This window comes from Kluyvera sp. Awk 3 (genome assembly GCF_028069715.1).
GTDB classification, from domain to species: domain Bacteria; phylum Pseudomonadota; class Gammaproteobacteria; order Enterobacterales; family Enterobacteriaceae; genus Kluyvera; species Kluyvera georgiana_A.
Genome location: NZ_JANEWH010000012.1, coordinates 16332 through 38262, shown reverse-complemented (window position 1 = coordinate 38262; position 21931 = coordinate 16332). Strand labels below are relative to the sequence as shown.

Annotated in this window: 18 protein-coding genes and 1 tRNA gene; 4 read left to right on the top strand and 15 right to left on the bottom strand. The window is 55.8% G+C overall.

From position 1 onward, the window contains the following. Positions 1 to 22 precede the first annotated feature (22 nt). Entirely contained in the window at positions 23 to 955 is a 933-nt protein-coding gene (prmB, locus tag NNN71_RS04655) for a 50S ribosomal protein L3 N(5)-glutamine methyltransferase (protein ID WP_064543790.1), read from the bottom strand. Between the two features lie 164 nt (positions 956 to 1119). On the opposite strand from prmB, the gene smrB reads away from it, so the two are divergent. Beyond that, positions 1120 to 1671 (top strand): endonuclease SmrB, encoded by a 552-nt coding sequence (smrB, locus tag NNN71_RS04650; RefSeq protein WP_064543774.1) that lies wholly within the window; start codon positions 1120 to 1122, stop codon positions 1669 to 1671. Positions 1672 to 1736: 65 nt separating this feature from the next. Here smrB and sixA read toward each other — a convergent pair whose 3' ends face one another. From sixA to NNN71_RS04630, 4 genes are all read right to left on the bottom strand, one after another. Continuing rightward, positions 1737 to 2222, bottom strand: coding sequence for a phosphohistidine phosphatase SixA (gene sixA, locus NNN71_RS04645; RefSeq protein WP_163448763.1), 486 nt, complete (start codon positions 2220 to 2222; stop codon positions 1737 to 1739). A 192-nt stretch (positions 2223 to 2414) separates the two neighbouring features. Then, complete coding sequence (gene fadJ, locus NNN71_RS04640; RefSeq protein WP_163448769.1) at positions 2415 to 4553, bottom strand: fatty acid oxidation complex subunit alpha FadJ; 2139 nt, start codon at positions 4551 to 4553, stop codon at positions 2415 to 2417. Positions 4554 to 4561: 8 nt separating this feature from the next. After that, positions 4562 to 5872 carry an acetyl-CoA C-acyltransferase FadI gene (gene fadI, locus NNN71_RS04635; RefSeq protein ID WP_163448764.1) on the bottom strand — a complete coding sequence of 437 codons (1311 nt, stop codon included), beginning with the start codon at positions 5870 to 5872 and terminating at the stop codon, positions 4562 to 4564. A gap of 184 nt (positions 5873 to 6056) precedes the next feature. Beyond that, positions 6057 to 6341, bottom strand: coding sequence for a YfcZ/YiiS family protein (locus NNN71_RS04630; protein WP_163448765.1), 285 nt, complete (start codon positions 6339 to 6341; stop codon positions 6057 to 6059). Positions 6342 to 6713: 372 nt separating this feature from the next. Here NNN71_RS04630 and fadL point away from each other — a divergent pair, with 372 nt between their 5' ends. After that, positions 6714 to 8078 (top strand): long-chain fatty acid transporter FadL, encoded by a 1365-nt coding sequence (fadL, locus tag NNN71_RS04625; protein WP_167575323.1) that lies wholly within the window; start codon positions 6714 to 6716, stop codon positions 8076 to 8078. 50 nt (positions 8079 to 8128) lie between these two features. On the opposite strand, the gene mlaA is transcribed toward fadL, so the two are convergent. Beyond that, on the bottom strand, positions 8129 to 8884 hold the full coding sequence (mlaA, locus tag NNN71_RS04620; RefSeq protein WP_065355832.1) for a phospholipid-binding lipoprotein MlaA: 756 nt from the start codon (positions 8882 to 8884) through the stop codon (positions 8129 to 8131). 286 nt (positions 8885 to 9170) lie between these two features. Here mlaA and NNN71_RS04615 point away from each other — a divergent pair, with 286 nt between their 5' ends. Together NNN71_RS04615 and NNN71_RS04610 are read left to right on the top strand one after the other, a co-directional pair. Then, a complete protein-coding gene (locus NNN71_RS04615; RefSeq protein ID WP_271457986.1) occupies positions 9171 to 10079 on the top strand; it encodes a formate/nitrite transporter family protein in 909 nt (302 codons plus the stop codon). Positions 10080 to 10154: 75 nt separating this feature from the next. Next, a tRNA-Arg gene (locus NNN71_RS04610) sits at positions 10155 to 10229 on the top strand. Between the two features lie 66 nt (positions 10230 to 10295). Here NNN71_RS04610 and NNN71_RS04605 read toward each other — a convergent pair. From NNN71_RS04605 to NNN71_RS04565, 9 genes are all read right to left on the bottom strand, one after another. Continuing rightward, entirely contained in the window at positions 10296 to 11633 is a 1338-nt protein-coding gene (locus NNN71_RS04605; protein ID WP_271457985.1) for a VasL domain-containing protein, read from the bottom strand. Between the two features lie 106 nt (positions 11634 to 11739). Beyond that, on the bottom strand, positions 11740 to 12195 hold the full coding sequence (gene tssE, locus NNN71_RS04600; RefSeq protein WP_167575320.1) for a type VI secretion system baseplate subunit TssE: 456 nt from the start codon (positions 12193 to 12195) through the stop codon (positions 11740 to 11742). Beyond that, entirely contained in the window at positions 12195 to 12740 is a 546-nt protein-coding gene (tssJ, locus tag NNN71_RS04595) for a type VI secretion system lipoprotein TssJ (RefSeq protein ID WP_167575319.1), read from the bottom strand. The genes tssE and tssJ overlap by 1 nt, the downstream gene beginning before the upstream one ends. After that, the gene (gene tssG / locus NNN71_RS04590; RefSeq protein WP_271457984.1) at positions 12718 to 13803 is read right to left on the bottom strand and encodes a type VI secretion system baseplate subunit TssG; all 1086 of its coding nucleotides are present in this window, start codon (positions 13801 to 13803) and stop codon (positions 12718 to 12720) included. Before tssG ends, tssJ begins: the two co-directional genes overlap by 23 nt. Further along, entirely contained in the window at positions 13767 to 15521 is a 1755-nt protein-coding gene (tssF, locus tag NNN71_RS04585; protein WP_271457983.1) for a type VI secretion system baseplate subunit TssF, read from the bottom strand. The genes tssG and tssF overlap by 37 nt, the downstream gene beginning before the upstream one ends. Before the next feature lie 21 nt (positions 15522 to 15542). After that, positions 15543 to 17135, bottom strand: a complete 1593-nt coding sequence (gene tssA / locus NNN71_RS04580; protein WP_271457982.1) for a type VI secretion system protein TssA — start codon at positions 17133 to 17135, stop codon at positions 15543 to 15545. Then, the gene (locus tag NNN71_RS04575) at positions 17135 to 20542 is read right to left on the bottom strand and encodes an ImcF-related family protein (RefSeq protein ID WP_271457981.1); all 3408 of its coding nucleotides are present in this window, start codon (positions 20540 to 20542) and stop codon (positions 17135 to 17137) included. Before NNN71_RS04575 ends, tssA begins: the two co-directional genes overlap by 1 nt. Beyond that, positions 20529 to 21665, bottom strand: a complete 1137-nt coding sequence (locus tag NNN71_RS04570; RefSeq protein ID WP_271457980.1) for a hypothetical protein — start codon at positions 21663 to 21665, stop codon at positions 20529 to 20531. The genes NNN71_RS04575 and NNN71_RS04570 overlap by 14 nt, the downstream gene beginning before the upstream one ends. Then, a complete protein-coding gene (locus NNN71_RS04565) occupies positions 21662 to 21919 on the bottom strand; it encodes a PAAR domain-containing protein (RefSeq protein WP_167575313.1) in 258 nt (85 codons plus the stop codon). The genes NNN71_RS04570 and NNN71_RS04565 overlap by 4 nt, the downstream gene beginning before the upstream one ends. Positions 21920 to 21931 lie beyond the last annotated feature (12 nt).

The following is a 21931-nucleotide window of genomic DNA, read 5'->3' as shown; positions in this document are numbered from 1 at the left end:
CTGTTGTTGCGTGCTGGATAAATCAGTCTTTGTACTGCCCGAAGTGGTTCTGCGCGGCAACCAACTGCGCTTTGGTCAGCATAAAGACGCCGTCACCGCCGTTATCAAACTCAAGCCAGGTGAACGGAACATCCGGATATTGGTCCATCAGATGTACCATGCTGTTACCCACTTCACAAATCAGAATGCCGTCGTCGGTCAGATAATCCGGCGCGCAGCCGAGGATACGGCGGGTCAGGTGCAGACCATCGGAACCGGAGGCCAGGCCCAGCTCGGGCTCGTGGCGATATTCTGACGGCAGATCGGACATATCTTCTTCGTCCACGTACGGCGGGTTAGTGACGATCAGGTCGTACTGCAACTGGGGCGCGTCACGGAACAGATCGGAGCGGATCGGCGTGACGTTGTGGATCATGCCGTGTTCTTCGATGTTGTATTCGGTCACGGCCAGCGCGTCGGTGGAGACGTCGATAGCGTCAACTTCCGCTTCCGGGAAGGCATAGGCGCAGGCAATCGCGATGCAGCCGCTGCCGGTGCACATATCGAGAATATGCTCAGGACGATGGTTAATCAGGCCGGCAAAGCGATTGTTGATCAGCTCGCCAATCGGCGAGCGCGGCACCAGCACGCGATCGTCAACGTAGAATTCATGGCCGCAGAACCAGGCTTTATTGGTCAGGTAAGCTACCGGGATACGCTCGTTGACGCGACGAATCACGCGCTCGACGATCAGCTGTTTTTCACTGGTGGTCAGGCGCGCGTTGCGCATATCTTCCGGAATATCGAGCGGCAGGTACAGCGTCGGCAATACCAGCTGGACGGCTTCATCCCACGGGTTATCGGTTCCGTGACCGTACCAGATTTCGGCCGCGCTAAAGCGGCTTACCGCCCAGCGCAGCATGTCCTGAATGGTGTGCAGCTCATTGACTGCTTCTTCAACAAAAATCTTATCCACGTTGTCCTCCAGGGCATGCGTCGGGGTAAATTCGGCGGCTAGTTTGCCATGAAGACGGCGATAAATCAGCATTCTTGCGTAGGGCGCGGGGAAAAAAGCGTTTTCGCTGCAGGAAGGACAACGAAAAGGTAAACTAGATAAAAATGCGAATTTGAGAAGAATCGATGAAAAACAAAAACTCATTGAGCGAGGAGGATCAGGCGCTCTTCCAGCAGCTGATGACGGGCACGCGCAAAATAAAGCAGGACACCATTGTCCACCGCCCGCAGCGTAAGAAAATCAGCGAAGTGCCGCCTAAACGTTTATTGCAGGAGCAGGCGGACAACAGCCACTATTTTTCCGACGAATTCCAGCCGCTGCTCAATACTAACGGGCCGGTAAAATACGTGCGCCAGGATGTCAGCCATTTTGAGCTGAAGAAGCTACGTCGCGGCGACTACTCGCCCGAGCTGTTCCTCGATCTACACGGCTTAACGCAGATGCAGGCCAAGCAGGAACTGGGCGCGCTGATCGCCGCCTGCCGCCGCGAACATGTGTTCTGTGCCTGCGTCATGCATGGTCACGGTAAACATATTCTCAAACAGCAGACGCCGCTGTGGCTGGCCCAACATCCGCACGTGATGGCCTTTCATCAGGCATCGAAGGAGTATGGCGGCGACGCCGCGCTGCTGGTGCTGATTGAAGTAGAAGAGTGGCTGCCGCCGGAGCTGCCGTAAGTCGACGTAGGCCGGATAAGCGCAGCGCCATCCGGCCTACAGAGAAGGCACAGATGGCGATCGCGTTAAATCGCTTTGGCCATTTTGAGATTGCAGGGACTCATTTGCCAGTTCAGGGTGCCTTTACCGTTAGCGTCGAGGGTGACGCTGGCAATGGCGGAGGTGGTGAACATTGGCGGAACTTCGCCAGGGCAGAGCTCAGCGACCAGGTAACCCACCAACGGCAGGTGAGAAATCACCAGCACCGATGACACGCCTTCATTCGCTAATGCCCCGAGATAGGCGCTGACCAGACCGATATCGCCGCACGGCGTCAACTCGGGCAAAACATCCACCTCTTTTGGCAGGTTCATACATTCCCCTACCACTTCCAGCGTCTGTTCCGCACGCAGATATGGGCTCACCAGAACGCGACCGATATCCACTTTTTGGTTTTTCAACCAGGTTGCCATCTGACGAGATTCATCACAACCACAACCGGTCAGGGGACGAACCGAGTCACTGGCTGCATCGAGGGCAGCGTCGCCGTGACGCATAATAAACACTTGCATATTGCACCGCTTTTGTTAACCAGAAGCACCAGCGTCACCCTGAGGGTGACGCGGTAGCCGGGCATTGTGCCTTATCCATTCACTGAATGAAACGCTGATTTTTACCTTACTGGCGTAAGTATAGTCAACATCTGTTTACAAAATAGCCAGAAACCTTGCGATTCATCAGGGTTCACCTACTTTGACAGCCATTCATGGAATCTGTTCATCCCTGGGCCAAAAGGTCTCTCCCCGCTCCGCCCGCTGTAAAAGCGCATCGCACGGCGCAAAGCGCGGCCCATACAGACCGGCCAGTCGTTGCAGTCTGGCAACCACTTCACCCGCGCCAAGCGAATCCATATAGCGGAGCGGGCCACCGAGGAACGGTGGGAAACCAATACCAAACACCGCGCCGATGTCGCCATCGCGCGCGCTACGGATGATGCCTTCATCAACACAGCGTGCCGCCTCATTAAGCATCAGCATCACGCAACGTTCGGCAATCTGCTCTGCCGAGCAGCGGGCGTTACGCGCCGACATGCCCGCGAGGGCGTAGACCGCGGTATCCACCTGTTTCTTGCTTTTACGCCCTTTTACACCATAAAGATAGAAACCACGGCCATTTTTTCTGCCTTTGCGATCGTCATTCAAAATTGCCTGAATCAACGTTGCAGGGGCGCTAAAACGTTCGCCGTAGGCCGCTTCCAGCACAGGGAGAATTTTCGTGCCCGTATCGATACCCACTTCATCCAGTAGCTGAATGGGCCCAACCGGGAAACCAAATTTAACCAATGCATTATCAATGTCTTCCACACGTTCACCGTCAACAAGCATGCGCATGGCTTCGGCGATGTACGGGGCGAGAATACGGTTTACGTAGAATCCGGCTTTATCGGCGACCACAATCGGCGTTTTACCCTGTTTTTTCGCGAGCTTAACGGTCGTTGCGATCGTCTGTTCAGACGTCCCCGCATGCGGGATGACCTCCACAAGAGGCATTTTCTCTACCGGGCTGAAAAAGTGTAATCCAATCACCTGCTCAGGGCGCTGTGCCTGGGCAGCAATATCGCCAATGGGCAAAGAAGAGGTATTTGAAGCAAAAATAGTGTGAGGAGCGCAATAGTGTTCAACCTCACCCACCATCTTCTGCTTGAGCGCGAGGTCTTCAAAAACCGCCTCAATCACGAGGTCACGATGAGCAAAACCACGGTAGTCGAGGCTACCGGAAATCAGCGCTAACTGCGCGTCGCGCTCGGCAGGTTTCAGATGGCGACGACGTACTTTTTGCTCCAGTTGATCCCAGCTGTATTTCAACGCATGGTTGATCCCGTTGGCGTTGATATCCTTAATACGCACCGGCAGCTTGCCCTTAATGGCGGTAACGTAGGCAATACCGCCGCCCATCAGGCCGCCGCCCAATACACCGACCGAGCCCAGCGGGCCAGGCGCAACGCTGGCGCCAGGATCTTTTTTGATATCCGTACTGGCAAAGAAAATACTGCGTAGCGCACGCGACTGCGGCGTCATCGCCAGCTCGCCAAAGGCGCGAGCTTCCGCCTCGTAGCCGCTGCTGGCGCCGTGCGCCAGCCCGGTTTCAATCACCTTGAGAATTTTATCCGTTGCCGGATAGTTGCCCTGCGTCTTCTGCGCGGTTTTCTTTGCCGCCATGCTGAACAGCAGATGACGCCCCAACGGCCCCGCCAGAATACGATCGCGCACCGACAGACGGCGATGTTCATGATGCGCTTTACGCGCATATTCCGCAGCGGCGTCGAGCAAAATCGAACGCGGCACAACCTCATCCACCAGCCCCACTTTCAGCGCCTGACGTGCGCGAAGCTGTTTGCCGGTCAAAATCATGTCCAGCGCGGTACTGACGCCAATCAAACGCGGTAACCGCTGAGTGCCGCCGGACCCCGGCAGCAGACCCAACTGCACTTCCGGTAGCCCCAACACCGTCCGCCCATCGTCGGAACAGATGCGCGCATGGCAGGCCAGCGCCAGCTCGAGACCGCCGCCAAGGCAAGCCCCGTGAATCGCCGCCACCACCGGAATCGACAGGCTTTGAATTTCCGCCATCACCTGCTGCCCCTGACGCGCCAGCGACTCGGCTTGCTGGGCGCTTTGACAGCGGCCAATCATATTAATGTCGGCCCCGGCAATAAAGTTGTCGGGCTTGGCGGAGATAAATACCACGCCCTGCAACGTTTTGTTGTCCCGAATTTGTTTGAGGATGGCGCGCACCTGACCGCCAAACTCCGCTTTCAGGGTATTCATCTTTTCATCAGGTACGTCGATCGTGACGACCGCCACATTGTCCGGGCGCACGGTGAAGGTAAATGCCGATTTCATCGCGTCCATTATTCAGCCTCCAGAACCATCGCCGCGCCTAATCCACCAGCCGCACAGGCAGTGACTAACCCGAAGCCGCCACCGCGACGGCGCAGCTCATTGAGCGTTTGGGTGATCATACGCGCGCCGGTTGCCGCAAACGGATGTCCGTAGGCGATGGAGCCGCCCAGTACGTTAAATTTGCTCTCTTCAATTTCGCCAGTTGCCTGGCTGCGCCCCAGCACCTCGCGGGCAAATTTTTCGCTGGCCAGGCACTGAATGTTCGCCAGCGTTTGCGCAGCAAAGGCTTCGTGCATATCAATCAGCGTCAGGTCGGAGAAAGTTAGCCCTGCGCGATCCAGCGCCAGCGGCGTAGACCATGCCGGCCCCAGCAGCATATCCTGCCAGACATCAATAGCGGTAAAGGCGTAGCTACGCAGATAACCCAGCGGCGTCAGCCCCAGCTCTTTCGCACGCGATTCCGTCATCAGAATCACCGCCGCCGCGCCGTCGGTTAATGGCGTACTGTTGGCCGCCGTGACGGTGCCATGCTGGCGGTCGAACGCCGGACGCAGTTTGGCGTAATCCGCCAGCGTAGAGTTAGCGCGAATATTGTTGTCCTGTTCCAACGGATTGCGGTAGGGAGGCACGTAGGCAGTCATCACTTCATCTGTCAGTTTACCCGCCGCCCAGGCCTGCGCGGCCAGTTGGTGCGACCGGTTTGCCAGCGCATCCTGCTGTTCGCGGGTAATGCCGTAGGTTTTAGCCATCTGCTCGGCGGTGTCCCCCATACGCAGCCCGGTGGAATACTCTGCCACCGCAGGCGGTACCGGCAGCAGATCGCGCAGACGCAGCTGAGAAAAAAGTTTCAGCTTCTGGCCAAGGGTACGGGCTTTGTTGGCATCAACCAGCGCACGGGCCAACTTTTTACTTACGCCAATCGGCAGAACAGAAGAGGAATCGGCCCCACCGGCGATACCCGCGCGAATGGTCCCCGCCATCAGACTTTCCGCTACGTTCGCCACCGCCTGAAAGCTGGTGGCGCAGGCGCGGCTGACGCTGTAGGCGTCGGTATGCACGTTCATCCCAGTGCCGAGAACAATCTCTCGGGCAATATTGGGCGCGGCCGGCATCTGCACAACCTGGCCAAAAACAAGCTGTTCAATAACGTCGGGGGGAATTTCGCTGCGCGCCAGCATTTCACCCACCACCATTTTGCCTAAATCAACGGCAGGTATACCGTGAAAAGCCGTCGCCTGTCGGGCAAAAGGGGTTCGTAACCCACTGACAATGGCAATGCGATCGCCCTGGCGGGTGATTAGTGGTAACGCCTGACTCATAACTCTCCCCTGTTATCGGAAATCGACCAAGTGGTCTGACCTGATAACATTCTTAACTAATTTTTTACACTTAGCCAATCAGGGAGAGGAAAAAATGCGAGCTAAAACACACTGAGCAGAAAAGAAAACGCCCCCATTGCATCAGCAACGGGGGCGTTAATAGACAAGTGGTTTGCAGGGGCGATTAACGCAGGCCCAACTGGAAAATCAGAGTTTCTGCTTCGCAGGCAAAGACAAAGTCGATATCCAGCTGCACGCCGCCTTCAACGTCTTTAAAGTCGGCGGTGATTTTGCACGGTTCGGATTCTACGCCGCGCGCCTTTTCAGTCAGCGCCGCCAGCGTCTCTTCCGCGTCTGCGCGGTTGGCGAATACGCGGCTGTAAGATGCGGTGCAGTCGGAGTTGTCCATAATGGTACCAACATCCATGCAGCAGCATACCGGAGTTTCATCAGCACTACATTTACTCATCGTAGATTTCCTCTGTTTGGTGCACTCAGGGTGCCAGATAAACTATGCGCCTATTTTACGCCCGCCCTTTGTGCGTCTCCAGTCGAGAATGTGATCCAAGGCGATAAGTGACCGAAATCACAATTAAAAATGATCTAAAACAAATTCCGGCATTCCGACGCTATGACCAAACCCGCATTTTTGCCAACCAGATCTCGTTTCAAACAACATCTTAGAAAAATCTAATAAACAATATTGCAACATACCAGCTGGTCAGACCTATACTCTCGTCACTGGTCTGATTTCTCTGTCGTAGTCCAGCCCCTACACTTCGCGCTTCTGTTACTACATGTAACATTGTTTGTATAAAAATAACTCAATGAGGTTATGGTCATGAGCCAGAAAACCCGTTACACGAAGTCCGCTCTTGCTGTCGCAGTGGCACTTGTTTCAACCCAAGCCTGGTCAGCGGGCTTCCAGCTTAATGAATTTTCGTCCTCTGGTCTGGGCCGTGCCTATTCTGGTGAAGGCGCTATCGCCGATGACGCGGGTAACGCCAGCCGTAACCCGGCGTTAATTATGATGTTCGATCGCCCAACGCTGTCCGCGGGCGCAATTTTTGTTGACCCGGATGTCAACATTACCGGTAGATCGGCATTGAATGATGCCAGCCAGGACAATATTGCGCCTACCGCCTGGGTACCGAACTTCCACTACGTTGCTCCAATTAACGATCAGTTTGGTTGGGGCGCTTCTGTGACCTCTAACTATGGTCTGGCGACGGAGTTTAATAACAGCTACGCCGCAGGTTCAATGGGCGGGAAAACCGACCTTGAAACCATCAACCTGAATTTAAGCGGTGCCTACCGTTTGAATAACCACTTCAGCTTCGGTTTAGGCTTTAACGCCGTATATGCCAAAGCGAAGCTCGAACGCTACGCGGGCGATTTGGGCCAGCTGATTGCCGGCCAGATCAGTCAGAGGCCTGGCTTTGCCCAGAGCCCGGCGCTGCAAGGCGCGGCTGGGTATGCCAATAATATCCAGCCGGATACGCAAATTGCCCGTCTGAAAGGCGATGAGTGGGGCTTCGGCTGGAACGCCGGTCTGCTGTATGAAGTAGACAAAGACAACCGCTACGGCTTCACCTACCGTTCTGAAGTTAAAATTGACTTCGACGGCGACTACCGTAGCTCACTGCCGTCATCACAATCCCTGCCAGCTGCGTTCCGTCCACTGTTCGCCAGCCTGCCGCTACCAGCAGGCACCGATGGCAGAACCATCGACGGCTCTCTGGATCTGAACCTGCCGGAAATGTGGGAAATTTCAGGTTACAACCGCGTTGCGCCGCAGTGGGCAATTCACTACAGCATCGCGTACACCAGCTGGAGCCAGTTCCAGGAGCTGAAAGCGAAAAACAGCAACGGCGAGACGCTCTTCTATAAAGAAGAAGGCTTTAAAGACTCTTACCGCATTGCGCTGGGTACCACGTATTATTACGACGATAACTGGACCTTCCGTACCGGTATCGCTTTCGATGACAGCCCGGTTCCAGCAAACCGTCGCTCCATCTCAATTCCGGATCAGGACCGTTTCTGGCTGAGCGCCGGGACAACCTATGCGTTTAATAAAGATGCCTCTGTCGACGTCGGCGTGTCTTATATGCATGGTCAGAAAGTGAAGTTCGAAGAAGGCCCGTACAGCTTCGAATCTGAAGGTAAAGCCTGGCTCTACGGCGTGAACCTGAACTACGCGTTTTAATCCTTAAGACGTGAAGACAAAAAGGGTGAACCTTGCGGTTCACCCTTTTTTTATTCTGAATCGATGTCCTTCAGATCGCCCTCAATCGCCTGCGCATTTGGGTTCTCTTCCGGCTTCAGCTTGCCGCCGTTAGCGATAAAGTCATGCTGCTGGAAGTAGGCTTCACGCACCATAATGTACGGGTCAGAAGACTGACGCAGCAGGCCGTCGGAGTCGAGAAGCTGAGCGCGCGTCTCTACGCCTTCAACCATCCACTTGCCGATAGACATCGGCCAGGTCAGCCAGGAGAGCACCGGATAAGTGGTGTCGACCATGTCGCCGCCTTCGTCACGCAGCGTGAAGCTGCCGTAGAACGGAAGCTGCAGATACGGGCCATAGCCTACGCCATAGTGCCCCAGCGTGCTGCCGAAACGGTGCGGTTGCACGCGCTGCAGTTTCGGGTTTGCCATACCGGCGACGTCAATAAAGCCGCCCATCCCCAGAATGGTGTTCAGGAAGAAGCGGGTGAAGTGAACCATCCCCGTGTACGGGTCGCCTTGCAGGAAAGAGTTGACCATAATAGCCGGCTCTTCCAGGTTGCTGGTAAAGTTGCCAAGGCCATTACGCGCGGGCTGCGGAACGTAGTCACGCCACGCGACGGCGACCGGGCGAACAATGTACGGATCCAGCACGTCAAAGTTGAAGCTGTACATCGTACGGTTAAAACCTTCAAACGGGTCAGAACGCCCCTGCTGTTCTGTTCCGGAACTTGCACAGCCCACCAGCAGTGTTGTTCCGAGCGCAAGCGCCGACAGGCGAAGCTTCATAAATGTCTCCCTGGTGATTATGGCTATCACTGATTGCCATCCATGACGGACCTTAATCGTATCCGCCTGTTTAGGTGTAAGTGATTGTAACAGCACGCCGACGATGTCTATATAGCCAATTTTATTGATCTGATCATAGCCTGGTAAAGAGCACGCCGTGGCGCTTATATTCTAACGGCGAGAAAAAAACAAATATTACCATTTTTGCACTTTCAGAATATATCCACCGCCCATTAAGCCAGCAGCCGCTACGCTTTAGCAATACGCCTCTTTATTCAGGAACATTATGATGGATGACATCAAGGTGGAAAGCGAAGAGAAGCTTAGCGGGGAAAAAATCGAAATCGATGAGGACCGGCTCCCCTCTCGTGCCATGGCAATTCATGAACATATTCGTCAGGAAGGCGAAAAAGAGATGGAGCGCGACGCGATGGCACTGCTGTGGTCGGCAATCGCCGCAGGGTTATCGATGGGCGCGTCGTTGGTCGCCAAAGGGATTTTTCATGTCGAACTGGACGGCGTACCGGGCGGTTATTTACTCGAAAACCTCGGCTACACCTTCGGTTTTATCATCGTCATTATGGCGCGCCAGCAGCTGTTTACCGAAAATACCGTCACCGCCGTCCTGCCGGTCATGCAAAATCTGACGCTGGGTAACGTCGGCTTGCTGATGCGCCTGTGGGGCGTGGTCCTGCTCGGCAACCTGATCGGCACCGGTCTTGCCGCCTGGGCGTTTGAGTATATGCCTATCTTTAAAGAAGAGACCCGGGACGCCTTTATTAAGATAGGCCTCGACGTTATGAAAAACAGCCCAACGGAGATGTTCGCCAATGCCATCATCTCTGGCTGGCTTATTGCGACCATGGTGTGGATGTTTCCCGCAGCCGGCGCGGCTAAAATCGTGGTTATCATCCTGATGACCTGGCTGATCGCACTTAGCGACACCACCCATATTGTGGTGGGCTCCGTAGAAATACTCTATCTGGTTTTCAACGGCACGCTGCACTGGAGTGACTTTATCTGGCCCTTCGCGCTTCCCACGCTGGCGGGCAATATTTTCGGCGGCACGTTTATCTTTGCCTTAATGAGTCACGCGCAAATTCGCAACGACATGAGCAATAAACGCAAAGAAGAGGCTCGTTTAAAAGCGGACCAAGAGGCCAAAAAGCAGAAACGTGAGGAAAAACAGCTCTGAATGGCGACTGTTTGAGCAGTCAAGCGGCACCGCTCTTACCCGGATGAGCAAAAAACGCTATACTCGTGCCGCTTCGTCCCCTTAGTTAAATGGATATAACGAGCCCCTCCTAAGGGCTAGTTGCAGGTTCGATTCCTGCAGGGGACACCATATCCCCCTCTCCTGGCGTCTGCCGAATTCACTAAAAATCCCTGATAAACAGCGTTCCGCCCTCTACTATTCCTTAATGTTATTTTCATTGATGCGATACATTTCAGGCTGAACCAGCATCGTATATCGAGCGATCAGTTGCTTCAGATGCATTTCCAGTTGAGACCGGGCAGCTTCAGGTAAAGGTTCGCCAGCCGCATATTGTGCCAAAACACGCAGTTGCTCTTCGACCGGTATGGATTGATTAAAGGACTGCATGGTGGAAAAAACCACTGATTTCAGCTCGCTAACAGTCATGTATTTGCCCTTCTGCTCATCAAGTCCATTCAGCCGATCGCTCAGTTTTTGGAGCGTTGTCATTCCCTGATGCCAGCCGTTTAATTTTTCTGTCGGCAGCGCAGAGGCTTTGATCTGCCGCTGCCACTGGCTTTGCAATGGGGTTGCCTGCTCAGGCCACAGCGTCTGCGCCTGTTCCAGCAATTGACGGCTGTAGGTCAGCGTCCAGTCAGGAGAGAGCCGTTCCAGATGCGCCAGCTGACGTTGAGTGGCGTTGATATAGGACTGAGCCGCAGACGCAGGCGGTTTCAGGGCTTGAAGCTGCGCCGCCGACAGCGGCTGAGGCAGCGGGGCCAGGGTAGCATCAAGCCGGGCCAACTGCGGGTCCGGTCGGTGCAGAGAGTGCCAGCCATACGCCGTCGCCAGGCTGACCACCAGCATGGTGCCCATTCCGGCGGCGAAGAATGTCCACTTTTGCCTCGGCGCCGCCACGGCGACCGAGACGTCAACATTCGGCTGGCGTTGTGACTCAACCACATACACCCACTTATCTGTGCTTTGCAGCGCGTTCTCCTCCACTTCTTCCGCTTTCAGAGACGAGCCATCGGCGTTTTCCAGACGCACGGCACCGTTATGGATCAGGTTACGCAAAGTATCCAACTGGCTGAGATGCTTTAGCTCCCGTTCCTCTAGCACCGCACCAAGATGTGAGAGCCGCTGCTCTGCCAGATAGAGCGCCTTGAGATCGCCGCCCTTCAGCGACCACGTCCGCATGAGCTGCTGTAATCGCTGGCTGAGGCTGTTAAGAATATCCACTCTGGCGGCAATCACCTGAGGCCAAATCGCGCCCCACTGATGGCTTATCAACGCCTCAAGGATCCCCAGCCCTTCGTTCAGACCGTTCAGCCCGGCAAGATGGGTACGCGCAAGCGTGTACCAGGCTGCCGTTTGCAGCTCCACGCCGTTCTGCTCAAACAGGGAGAGACAGAGTTTTTCGACATACCGCCAGTTCACGTCCGGACGGGCGGGATGGGTCAGCTTGTTAAGTTCATCGCGAAGGAGTGCATAGTCCGGCAGCGTCCGCGGGTCGCCGCCGGTTTTAATTTTACGCGCGGGTGTGTCATTCATGACCGGTTGTCCATTTGACGTCGTTAGCAAAAGATAAGAGAGGAAATGCTGCGGCTTCACGTCTTGATGACGTTGCAGTCGTCAGCGCGAGATGGTTAAAGGTGGCTCAGATTCTGTTTGTGTCATCGAGATACTGCTGCTGTTTAAAATGTCTGATCAGCACCCGTCCTTCAGGCATAAATTCGGTGCCATAGCGCACCAGCCCCACCCCTTTTAATTCAGCATCAATCGCATAACGCAGTTCTCCGGGGACGTTCTGTTCCAACAGGACAACGGTGATTTTTTTTAGCCGTGGCTCATACTTGAGCAGGACGGCAGACAGCGTGCCCATCAGTTCATGCGCGGTGCCGGGCATTCCCTGGAGGATTTTAGTCATGTCAGGTAGGCCATAGTCAGGCAGGTGCGCCAGCGTACCGGCTCGGCAGTTGAGAATACGCTGCATGTTATCGAGCACGGACAAAATGACCTGGTTTTCCTCGCTAACCCGATGAAGCTCAAGCCCCCCGGCGAAATGACCGGAGAGCATCTCATACAGCGAGGGCGATTTATGGGACTGAGGCATTATTTATCCTTAAGCGGCAATAACATCAGTTGGTTATTGCCGGCTTCAATCACCCGCGCCTTGTCCGGGTCGAGCGCTTCACGGTCAATGGTCAGCTTCCAGCTGTTTGTGTGCATATCCGGATGGCGGAACAACCCCACCACCGCCACATATTTCGCCTCTTCTTCCATCGGCATATTCAGCAGCGCATCGCCGCCGGGTTTCACCACCACATCGCGAGTGGCCAGTAAATCCGCGCCCAGCGTCGTTTCGCCGTCATTTAACAGCTGCTGATAGACACTCCGCTCAAAGGTCTTGATATCTTTAAGCTGATAAATTCGCACCACCACCGATTCAGACAACGAGTTATTCTCGCGCGCATCAATATTCAGGGCTTCACGCGCGGTGAAATCCAGATGCAGCACTTTTATCTTTTTATAAAACACCGCGCTAAAGGCCGATTTGGTGCCATCGCTGACGCTCTGGGTCAGGCCGCAGCCGGAGAGGATGATAGCCAGCACGGGTAACAGCCAGCGTGTAGATTTAGTCAAACTTGTACGTAACACGTCGGTTTCCTTGTTGTGGTGTTGCCGGCTGAAGGCCGGTGTAATAGCCCAGTTCTGTGGTGAACGCATTTGGAATATCGCCAGACAAGGGTTCTTCATCAGCGCCCAGTACGCCATTCATCCCCAGCCAGAAAGGCCTCTCGCCCAACGGTGGCGCGGTCAGCAAACGGGTCTGGGTCGTTAGCGTGATTTTGGCCTTAAAGCGCCAGCCCAGATATACCCTCAGCATGATGAGAAAATCCTGATACAGCAGGCCGTCGGGTTTCCAGCCCTGGGTTTCCTGTTGATTGTCGGTTGCCAGTGCGATCAGAAGCTGGCTGCTGGCATCCATCGCTTCATCACCCAGCGGCGTATTGCCATCCAGCAAAAAATCCTCATCACCGTAAAACCCTAAAGGCTGGCTGACCGCCACGGGACGCAGGCAGTATGGGCTGACGTTGACACGAGTATCCGGAGCCAACAGGCTGACCAGCGCCTGTATCCCCTCCTGGGTTTTACCCGGCTGACGCAGCACGCCCAGCAGCGCCAGAAAGCGTGATACCGGCGTGGCAATCTGCTTTGCCGTCCCGGGAATCCCCAGCCCGACCAGCCCCAGCAGCGACTGCGAGATGCTGTCGGTCCCCCCAGGTTCAAACGTGGCCGGGTAGGAATATTTGCGCCAGATACGGTAAAACTGCGTCAGGATACGGTGGCTGAAAATATCGAGAAATCCCTGCAACGCTTCGTGCCCTTCCCGCCGCTGGGTGATGTCATCAAGGTAGGCGGTGGGAAGCGGCGAATCGACACCGTACAGCCCCATGAAAGTGGTGCGAACCACCGGCGGCCTGCTGTCATCGTTCTCGTCATATTCAATCGCCTTCAGTTCACTGGCCGGAAAGCCCATGCCTGAATGCGGTGCAAAACGCACCGGGTCGTCGGCGGGATGGCTGGTCGAACCCAATAAGGGTTTTCCCGGCTGACGTTTTTCTAGTAGCTGACAGAAACGGTAAAAGTTGATGCGATACAAGTCGGCTTCCAGCCGTGGGTTTAGCCGGGAATGCGGCGGTTGTGCTTCTCTTCCCATTCCAGACGCTCTCCGGTCGGTTGCAGAATAATAATCAGGCGGTTAAACAGGTAGATGTCGGTATAGAGCGCAAAGAAGCGGCTGAGCATCTCGCCGAACAGACAGATGTCCCCTCGCCCGGCAAAACCATGGCTATCGAGGGTGACCTCTATCTGAACGCCGCGCACCAGATAGCCCTGCTCAAAACGCTCGGTTTCACTGTGCTTAACATCGATGATGGCCTCCAGACGACGGCGATTCATCTCGCTGTCTGCCCACTCATACAACGCCAGCGTGCCGCGCAGTACGTCCGCGTTGTCCATCATCGACAAAAAACCGCTGCCAAGATGGCTCAACACGCGCCAGTGAAAACGGTCCTGGGCCGGGGGATAACAAGGTAGCGTTGGGGCGCACAGGTTGCGTACGGCGATGCTGGCCGAAGTGGTTTTCATCACTGTATCAAGCACGGTGCTTTGCAGCGCCCGGCGAGGCAACTGACCGTTGGTGCCGGTGAGCGTCAGCGACAGGCTTTCATCTTCCGGTACCGTGTGGTTATCAAACGCCTCTCCGCCAAGGATAAGCCAGGTGTTATGCAGCCCGGATGGGCCACGGCGCACGCGGGTGTGATAGTAATATTCCGGGGCTTCATGACGCATCATTCCCCCTTTATGGCGAAAACTTGAAAACGGCACATAGCGGTGTTGGCTCGATGACATCACCGAATCCACCGCGTAGATCTCGGTATGGCCATCCTGTACGCGCATCGGGCGCAACATATATTCGGTCTGGAGACCATTTAGCGTCAGCGGGTCGGACTCCAGCGGAAACAGGTTAATCACCGGTACGCAGTTCAGGCGCAGATGCTTTTCGGTAAAGCTAAAGTCATGCTCCCAGCGTTCGCTCAGCACCACGTCGATTTCAAACCAGGGGAGCGCGGCGGGAAATGCGACGCTCTCCAGCCCGCGCAGACCAGCAAACATAAATTTCTCGCGGAAGGTGAAATATTCCAGCAGCAGCTGATAGCCGCTGAAGCTACTGTTGCCCTTCGGCCAGAGAATGTCGTCATCCCCGAATCCCAGCGCGGCAAAATGCGCGTCCAGCGGCCTGGCGTCAACCTCGCCGGGCATTCGCAGCCACATCCGCGCGACGTTCATGGTGAACGCTTCGTGCATCGCGCAGGCCAGCGGCGCATCGGCATTAAAATAGAGCGGAAGGCGGCGAAGGTCGATACGGCTCCAGTCCGCCAGGTCGCTACAATGAAAGCGTAGCGTGACCACCGAACGGCCCTCGGCATCGGTACTCAGCCGAGCCTGCTCAAGGGAGAGCGGCTGAAGCAGCCTCTCCTGGGTGGTGGTATAGCGACAGCGTGTGCCTTTCTCGCCTATTGGCCGGGAAAGCACCTCGAAGCCTTTGACGATGCGCATCGGCTCTTTCATCTCGCGCCAGTCGGGCGTGAATTCCACTACCGACATCGAAGGAATGGTGCGCAGGTAATGCGGCCATAACAGGCTGACCAGCCCTTCGGTCAGCTCTGGCAGATCGTCATCAAGCTTCTCTCGAAGACGGCCCATCAAAAAGGCAAAACCTTCAAACAGGCGCTCAACATAAGGGTCGCGCGCGCCCGCTTTATCAAGATTGAGCATGGCCGCCTGCTCGGGGTGAGCGCGGGCAAACTCTTCGCCAGCTTCCAGCAGGTAGCGCATTTCGGCGTCGTAGTAACGCAGGGTTAAGTCATCCATAATGATTTTTTCGTCAGGTTATCAACTACACAGCACGGCGGCGCGGGCGGGATCCAACTCAATCAGGCCGGAAAGCAGCGTGTCCATTTCAGGCAGCAAGCGGGCTTTATCAGCCTCGTTGCGGCCAGCCTTGTTACGCAGCAGCTTTAAACGGCGGGCTTTGACCTCGAAGAGCAGCTCCGGCGTCCATTTTTCAAGGGTCAGCGAGCGAGCGCGGTCATCCAGTTCTCCGAGCAAATGCAGCGCTAATTCACTCTTACCGTACTGTTCGCTCACCCTTGCCATCAGTAAGCGCATTAGCCATTGGTCACGAGAAGAGGTATACCCCGGTTGGATTTGTAGCCAGTTGAGCGCCGCTTCAATGCCGTCGGCATCGGCTTTAGCTAACACTTCCGGCTCCAGCATCAACACGTCATCATTGCCTGACGTGGCGGTAGTCACCGGCCCCTCTTTCCACTCGGCGATATCATCGTGCACGCTGTCGTTGATCCAGTTCAGCGTCACTTCATCACCAAACGGCGTGCCGTCGCTGAACGCCAGCGCATCCAGCCCCGGCAAACGGGAGAGCAGGCCTTTGAGATCGCGGCAAAGAATATCGGCCCGCACGTTGTCGTTATCCAGTTTTATCAGCGCCTGCCAGGCGTACCACTGCACGTCCAGCCACAGGTGATTCACCCCCTGCGCAAACAGAACATCAGTATGTTCCAGTAACTCTGACCAGCTCTTTTGCAGATATAAGCGTTTGAGATGCGCTTTGTTGTCCGGCTTTGGCGGCGCCAGACGGGTGCGACCACTGGCATCCAGCGGCGGCAGCGCCGTCAGCGTATCCCAGCGAACGCTTTTCATCAGATGGTGCCCGGCAAGCCAGCCGTCTGGCTGGTCGCGAAGGTATTTCGCCAGCACTTTGGCCTGGTCGAGCAGATCGCGCCCCGAGGTGATGGCACTCATGACCGGGGCCGATGGCGCGGATACCGTCGACGCCCCCTCCTCCCTGCTGGTTTGCGGAACCAGGCTGTTCGCCCCACCATTTTGCACCAGGCGATTGTCCAACGCCTGATACAGCCCGCCGAGATTGGGTTGCGCCGTATCGCCAAACGACCGAAGCGCCTGCTCCGCCAGCAGCAGACCGCCGACGATACGCTGCATAACGGCGGTATCCACTTCCGGGTATAACGACAGACTATCAGTCATCCGGCTGCTGGCGAGCCATTCAAGCGCGATGGTCCGGCTCCGCTCACGATGCGGATGCAAACCCGTGCCAAAACGCGCCAGCATGGCGGCTAAAAGCTCAATGCCCTGCGCCAGGCCTGACTCACCGTCCTGATGCAAACGCGCCCAAATATAGAAAGTAATGACGCGCAAATCTTTACAGGTGTCAGTCAGCAATTTTTCCGCCAGTTCGCAAATCAGGGATGTATCAATGCCGGAAAGTTTGTTCACCTCTTCACGAATACGCTGGAAGTCATCGTCATACCCCGGATCTTCACCGGTGGGCTGGGCGTCGCTAATCGGTATCAGCCAGCGTTCCCAGTCGGCGCTACGTAGGCGCGCGCTGCTCAGTAAAGCGCTCTCATCCGCACCGCTTGCCTGAAGCACGCTTTGTAATGTCGCCATTATTCCACTCCCGCTCCATCGGTTTGTGCCGCTGCGATGGCAGAGGCATCCACGCTAAATATTCTGTCTGGCAGCGTGAAGCCTCGCAGATCCAACAGCGCCAACGGACCTTTACCCAACTGCGAGCGTAATACCCACTGCAGCGTGCGGCCATCCGGCGCCGTAAAACTCATCATCCATTGGCTGCTTTCCAACTGCTGACGTTTACTCTGCTCCAGCCAGCGAATGAAGCCCCAGGTTCCGCTGTAATCACCAAACAGACGGGTGCCAGCATTGGTTGAAGTCCAGGTCAGCATCGCGCCGGGCTTAAACGTATCCCCCGGCCAGCGAAAAGCGTGCCATTCCGCCATCTGGTTGAAATAGCGAAGCGGCTGCCCGTCAATGGTGAGCTGCGTTTCCACCACCTGTGGAGCGGGGCGAGCCTGTAGCTCAAAACTGATCCCCTGGCTGCCGTCGGTAAACAAAATATCGGCAAGCTGGCTGAGCTGGTTCACCGCGCGTAGGAAATCAGGGTTAAAGTTCAGCCCCTGGCTGTGTGCGTTATCAGGCACCCATTGGTTGCCTTCTTTGTGCAGTACGCCGTTAAGCTGTGTGGTCAGGAAGCGATCGATGCGGCCACTGTCCTGACGGATAAACTCGGCCAGCATCGGCAACGAGGCATCGCTTTTGCTCGCCGCGAACGGGAAGCGGCCATTGAAAGCCGTGCGCCAGTTAGCCACCACGGAGCGACTCCAGCGATCGTTAAGGCTGGCGGCTGACGGTTGCAGCACCGTTTCCCAGGCTTGAGTCAGCGGTTGTACAAACAGCGTGTTGCCGAATCCGCTCCACTCTTCGCCCAGGCTTGCGGCGACCAGGCTGCCATATTGCTGGGTGTCGGTCAGGTCAACGCTTTTCCCCTGAAACACCGTTTGGGCGAGGGTTTGCATCATCTCCTGTGGGTCGGACGCACTGGCGATTTGTTGCAGGCGGAGCCGAACGCGCGTGATGCGGGTCAGGTAGGTTTGCAGGCTAAGCGAACTGTCGGCGGACATCACATTGCTGGCGTTATTTTTGCCCATCAGCGATAACAGAGGCCCGAATGTGCCTTCCAGCGGCCCTTCAGGCCCGGCGGCGGTTTGATCGATAACGGGTTTATCTTTGCTGCCGATCAGATCTTTTGCCGAGCGAATGAGCGAGTCTGAAAGCTTCTCGCCCTGCAACCCCGTCTGTCCCTGCCAGGCCAGGGTATTCATCAGTGCAATCAGCGGCGACTGACGCACATCGCTCATCAGCGTCAACTGATCGGTTACGTCCGCAATGCTGCTCGCCGCATTCCAGCGCAGGCTATTGAGAAAATTAAGCCAGCTGCCGGCAAAATCGGTGAAGTAACGCTGGGTCAGACGCGCTTTTAGCGCTTCCGGCGACAGATCGGCAGAGACGGTCCCGCGGCTATCACTGAGCACCCAGTCAATCTCGTCACGGCGCGAACTGGCCGCTTTATCAATCGCTTGTTGTACCCCCCCTTCCCACGCCTGACGGGTGAACATTCCCGGTACCACTTCATGCGTGGTAAACAGACGGCTGGCATCGGTACCGCTGGTCATATCCTCAAGTGAGACATCGGCAAAATTACGCCGTACTGAGGCCAGCATATTTTGATACAGCGTACTTTCTGCGTTGCGATGGCCTATTTGCTGTAATAGCACCTGACGGCTTTCGCTAACGAGCGCCGCATCAGGCATGATCTGCCACTGCGGCTGCTTTGGCAGTTCGGAGATATAGAAGGCCCACAGATCCGGTGACAGGCTCTGCCACAGGCCGGTTGAGATTCCCATCCGCTTTGGCTGCACAGTTTTCATCGTCTGCGCATAAAAGCCGCCGTCGGCTTTATCCGGGCGCGCCATCATCAGCCAGGCTTTCAGCTGGTCATAACCGGGTTTTGCCAGATGTGCGCGGCGATCGCTGCCCGGCGCCGAGTTGACCAGCGCCGTTAACTTTTCCGTGAGCGCGACGTTGGCCGGGTCGCGAATCAGGCGGTTGTTTGCCACGCCGTACCACGGCAGCATGGCATTTAACAGCGGCTGATTATGATCAAGCCCAAAGCGCTGATACCACGGCGCGCCCTGCGCAATATGGTGCTGTAAACGCCCGGCGTCGTTACGCAGTTCGTGCAATGCTGTCAGTTGATAATCTGATACGGAAGGATGATCAACCAACGTGCGAGCTTTATCCGCAACCGAGACGATCTGGCTATAGTTCAGCGCGAAAGAGAGCAGCAGCCCCGCGCCCCACAGGCCCACAACCACCATCAATGACCATGCGAGCGTCTGCTCCCACGGCATACCCACACGACGGCCGCGCAGGCGAGCGCAGTCGCTGACAACACCCTGCCAGCTCTCCGGCAAGGTCAGGGAATGACGCTGCGATTCCGGAATAAACGACTCAGTACCCGACACAGTTTGCCCCGCCGATGACGGCAAACTGAACATCAGCCCGCGCAGCACAACGCGCTGTTGTGTGCAATGCAGCCACGGGTGTAATTGCTGAACCCAACGACTAATTCCCCCTGCCTGCAAATGCTGGCCCAAACGCAGCAGAAAATCGTGGCGGTTATTTTCCGCCATCTGCCCCACGCCCTGCTCTCGCAGAGGCTTTAGCAAAGCTTCAAGCTGGCGAGTTATCTCGTCGTCGCCCGCCCGTGGAGGGAAACAGGCCCCCACCGCCTGCTCAATGCGTTGCGCCTGCGACCAGTTGCTGTCGCAAAGTTGCCACAGCCAAACCGGAGCGGAATAACGCAAAAGCTCACTGATTTTCTCAAGCCCGCGCAGATCGCTGTCGCTAATCTGCGGAGTCAGACTCGCGGAAGCCGGGATCACACGTACGATGCCATCCAACGGGCGGCCCCGGCGCAGCTTGCGTAGCGCGGTAAACATTGCTGTATCAGGCTCGGTGTGCAGACTGCCGCCATAGATAAGTACCGTACGGTTGCCGTCGAGCCACTGCAGGGACTGCAGGCCAGAGACCTGTTTTTCGATAGCGGTTTCATCGCCGGTGATGAGCAGGAGGCGGGTTTTGCGAGGCCAGCGCCAGCCATAACGGCGACGCAAATATCCGCTTATTTCACTGCAAAATGACAGGTCCGTTGTTTTTTTCTTTTTTATGTCAGCAGGAGCGGATTCTCGCATCACCTTATCGCGAATCGCCAGGCGAAAAGCAATGAGCCCTAGCACGAGCAGGCTGAGAATTAATGTCCAAAGAATGAAACTGACCATGAGAATCTGACGAATAACATTCCAGTCAGAGGTAAGATCCTCTCTCCAGTACCACCAAAATAGACCGCCAGATAAAACAAGCAGCGTCACGGTGGCAATAAACAACAACGCTGTAGGGAATACAGAAAATTCAGCGGGTTTATTATCCTTGACCATATGGTTTAACGATCCCAAGTGCGAGAGTGTGTTGTAAGTCTTTGGCTATCCAGCCGCAGGGTTCTTGATGATGGCTTGCGTAAATAGCGGCCAGTGTAAGCACCGTCAGCATCTCCATATCACCGGGATTGCCCCAGTTGAGATCCTGGATATGGTGGGTCACATTCCAGCCACATTGCGCCAGTGCTGGCAATTCCGGCTGGGAGAACAACAGGCAATAATCGGGGGGGTCTTCAAGCTCGATTTGCTGCTGTGCCCGTTCACAGACCGCCGTTAATGCTTCATCTCCGGCGCTGTCGTAAAACTCCCCACGTGTTAGGCTGACTGGTCCTTTCTGGCTTACCAACCATAGCGCGGCAGATTCCCCAGCGGGCAATACAGCGTTAAATGAGGCTAACGCCGAATGACAGCCTGCAACCAAAATGGCCTCATCAGACGATAATGTACGGGAGGCGCTGGCGAGGGCCGAAAGAGTCTCTTCACCTCGCCAGACATTAGCTTCATCCGGCAGTACGGCATCGGGAAATGTCACCCCCATTTGTGAGCGAAATACCCGCCAGGCCGAAAAGGAGCCCTGCCAGTAACAGCGAACAATCGGGGGCAATACGTTATCTGCTCTTTGCGCTTGCCATTGCAATACCAACATTTTTGCCAGTTGAGCCTCGCGTTCATCTGCCGGGTCAACCAGCGTCCGGGAAATACGCAGCGCCTTTCCGTTCGCCTCGTTTTTCACCTCCGGAAGCCGATGTTCTCGCTTAAGTAAACGCACCCACTGTGAAATATCGGCACCCGCTGGCCCCAGTAACGCCCATTCACTGAGAGCAAACACGTGCTGATGCTGTTTCCACCAGATTTGTTGCTGCTGCTCAATCAACTGTTCATAAAGCTGGGCATTGTGAACAGATAAACGAAAATAAAGCTGACGTATAAGCCACAAACCGCCCGTCAGGGCCATGGCCCCAAGGATCCCTCCCATTATTCTACTGGCCCCCTGGTCCGCAGAGGGCAAGAGCGCCATCCCTCCTCCACAAAGCAGTACCAGCAACGCGCACGCTGACAACCAGCGTTTACTATCGGGGATACGAGGGGTTCGGTATGGCGGATAGGCTGGAGCCGGCCTCACTGCGCGATCCCGCAATCAGGGAACGAACTTACCAGCGTGCATCCACAGGCACACCGATGCCCGTGCAGCGCCACCGGTTGTCCATCAACTTCAGAAAGCGAACTGCCTTCGCTGATGACCGTCATACCGTGTTTGTTGCATTTCACCGCATCGCCTTTACAGGCAATGCCCTTACCAAAGCAAAGATAGTGCCCACCCAGCACCTTACCGCCATATTCCCGAAGACTATCGCCCTCACGAATCACCTGTTTCATTCAATGCCTCCT

Coding starts and splice junctions, on each gene's coding strand:
- smrB (WP_064543774.1), top strand. CDS start 1,120: ATGAAAAACAAAAACTCATTGAGCGAGGAGGATCAGGCGCTCTTCCAG.
- sixA (WP_163448763.1), bottom strand. CDS start 2,222: ATGCAAGTGTTTATTATGCGTCACGGCGACGCTGCCCTCGATGCAGCC.
- fadJ (WP_163448769.1), bottom strand. CDS start 4,553: ATGAAATCGGCATTTACCTTCACCGTGCGCCCGGACAATGTGGCGGTC.
- fadI (WP_163448764.1), bottom strand. CDS start 5,872: ATGAGTCAGGCGTTACCACTAATCACCCGCCAGGGCGATCGCATTGCC.
- NNN71_RS04630 (WP_163448765.1), bottom strand. CDS start 6,341: ATGAGTAAATGTAGTGCTGATGAAACTCCGGTATGCTGCTGCATGGAT.
- fadL (WP_167575323.1), top strand. CDS start 6,714: ATGAGCCAGAAAACCCGTTACACGAAGTCCGCTCTTGCTGTCGCAGTG.
- mlaA (WP_065355832.1), bottom strand. CDS start 8,884: ATGAAGCTTCGCCTGTCGGCGCTTGCGCTCGGAACAACACTGCTGGTG.
- NNN71_RS04615 (WP_271457986.1), top strand. CDS start 9,171: ATGATGGATGACATCAAGGTGGAAAGCGAAGAGAAGCTTAGCGGGGAA.
- NNN71_RS04605 (WP_271457985.1), bottom strand. CDS start 11,633: ATGAATGACACACCCGCGCGTAAAATTAAAACCGGCGGCGACCCGCGG.
- tssE (WP_167575320.1), bottom strand. CDS start 12,195: ATGCCTCAGTCCCATAAATCGCCCTCGCTGTATGAGATGCTCTCCGGT.
- tssG (WP_271457984.1), bottom strand. CDS start 13,803: ATGGGAAGAGAAGCACAACCGCCGCATTCCCGGCTAAACCCACGGCTG.
- tssF (WP_271457983.1), bottom strand. CDS start 15,521: ATGGATGACTTAACCCTGCGTTACTACGACGCCGAAATGCGCTACCTG.
- tssA (WP_271457982.1), bottom strand. CDS start 17,135: ATGGCGACATTACAAAGCGTGCTTCAGGCAAGCGGTGCGGATGAGAGC.
- NNN71_RS04575 (WP_271457981.1), bottom strand. CDS start 20,542: ATGGTCAAGGATAATAAACCCGCTGAATTTTCTGTATTCCCTACAGCG.
- NNN71_RS04565 (WP_167575313.1), bottom strand. CDS start 21,919: ATGAAACAGGTGATTCGTGAGGGCGATAGTCTTCGGGAATATGGCGGT.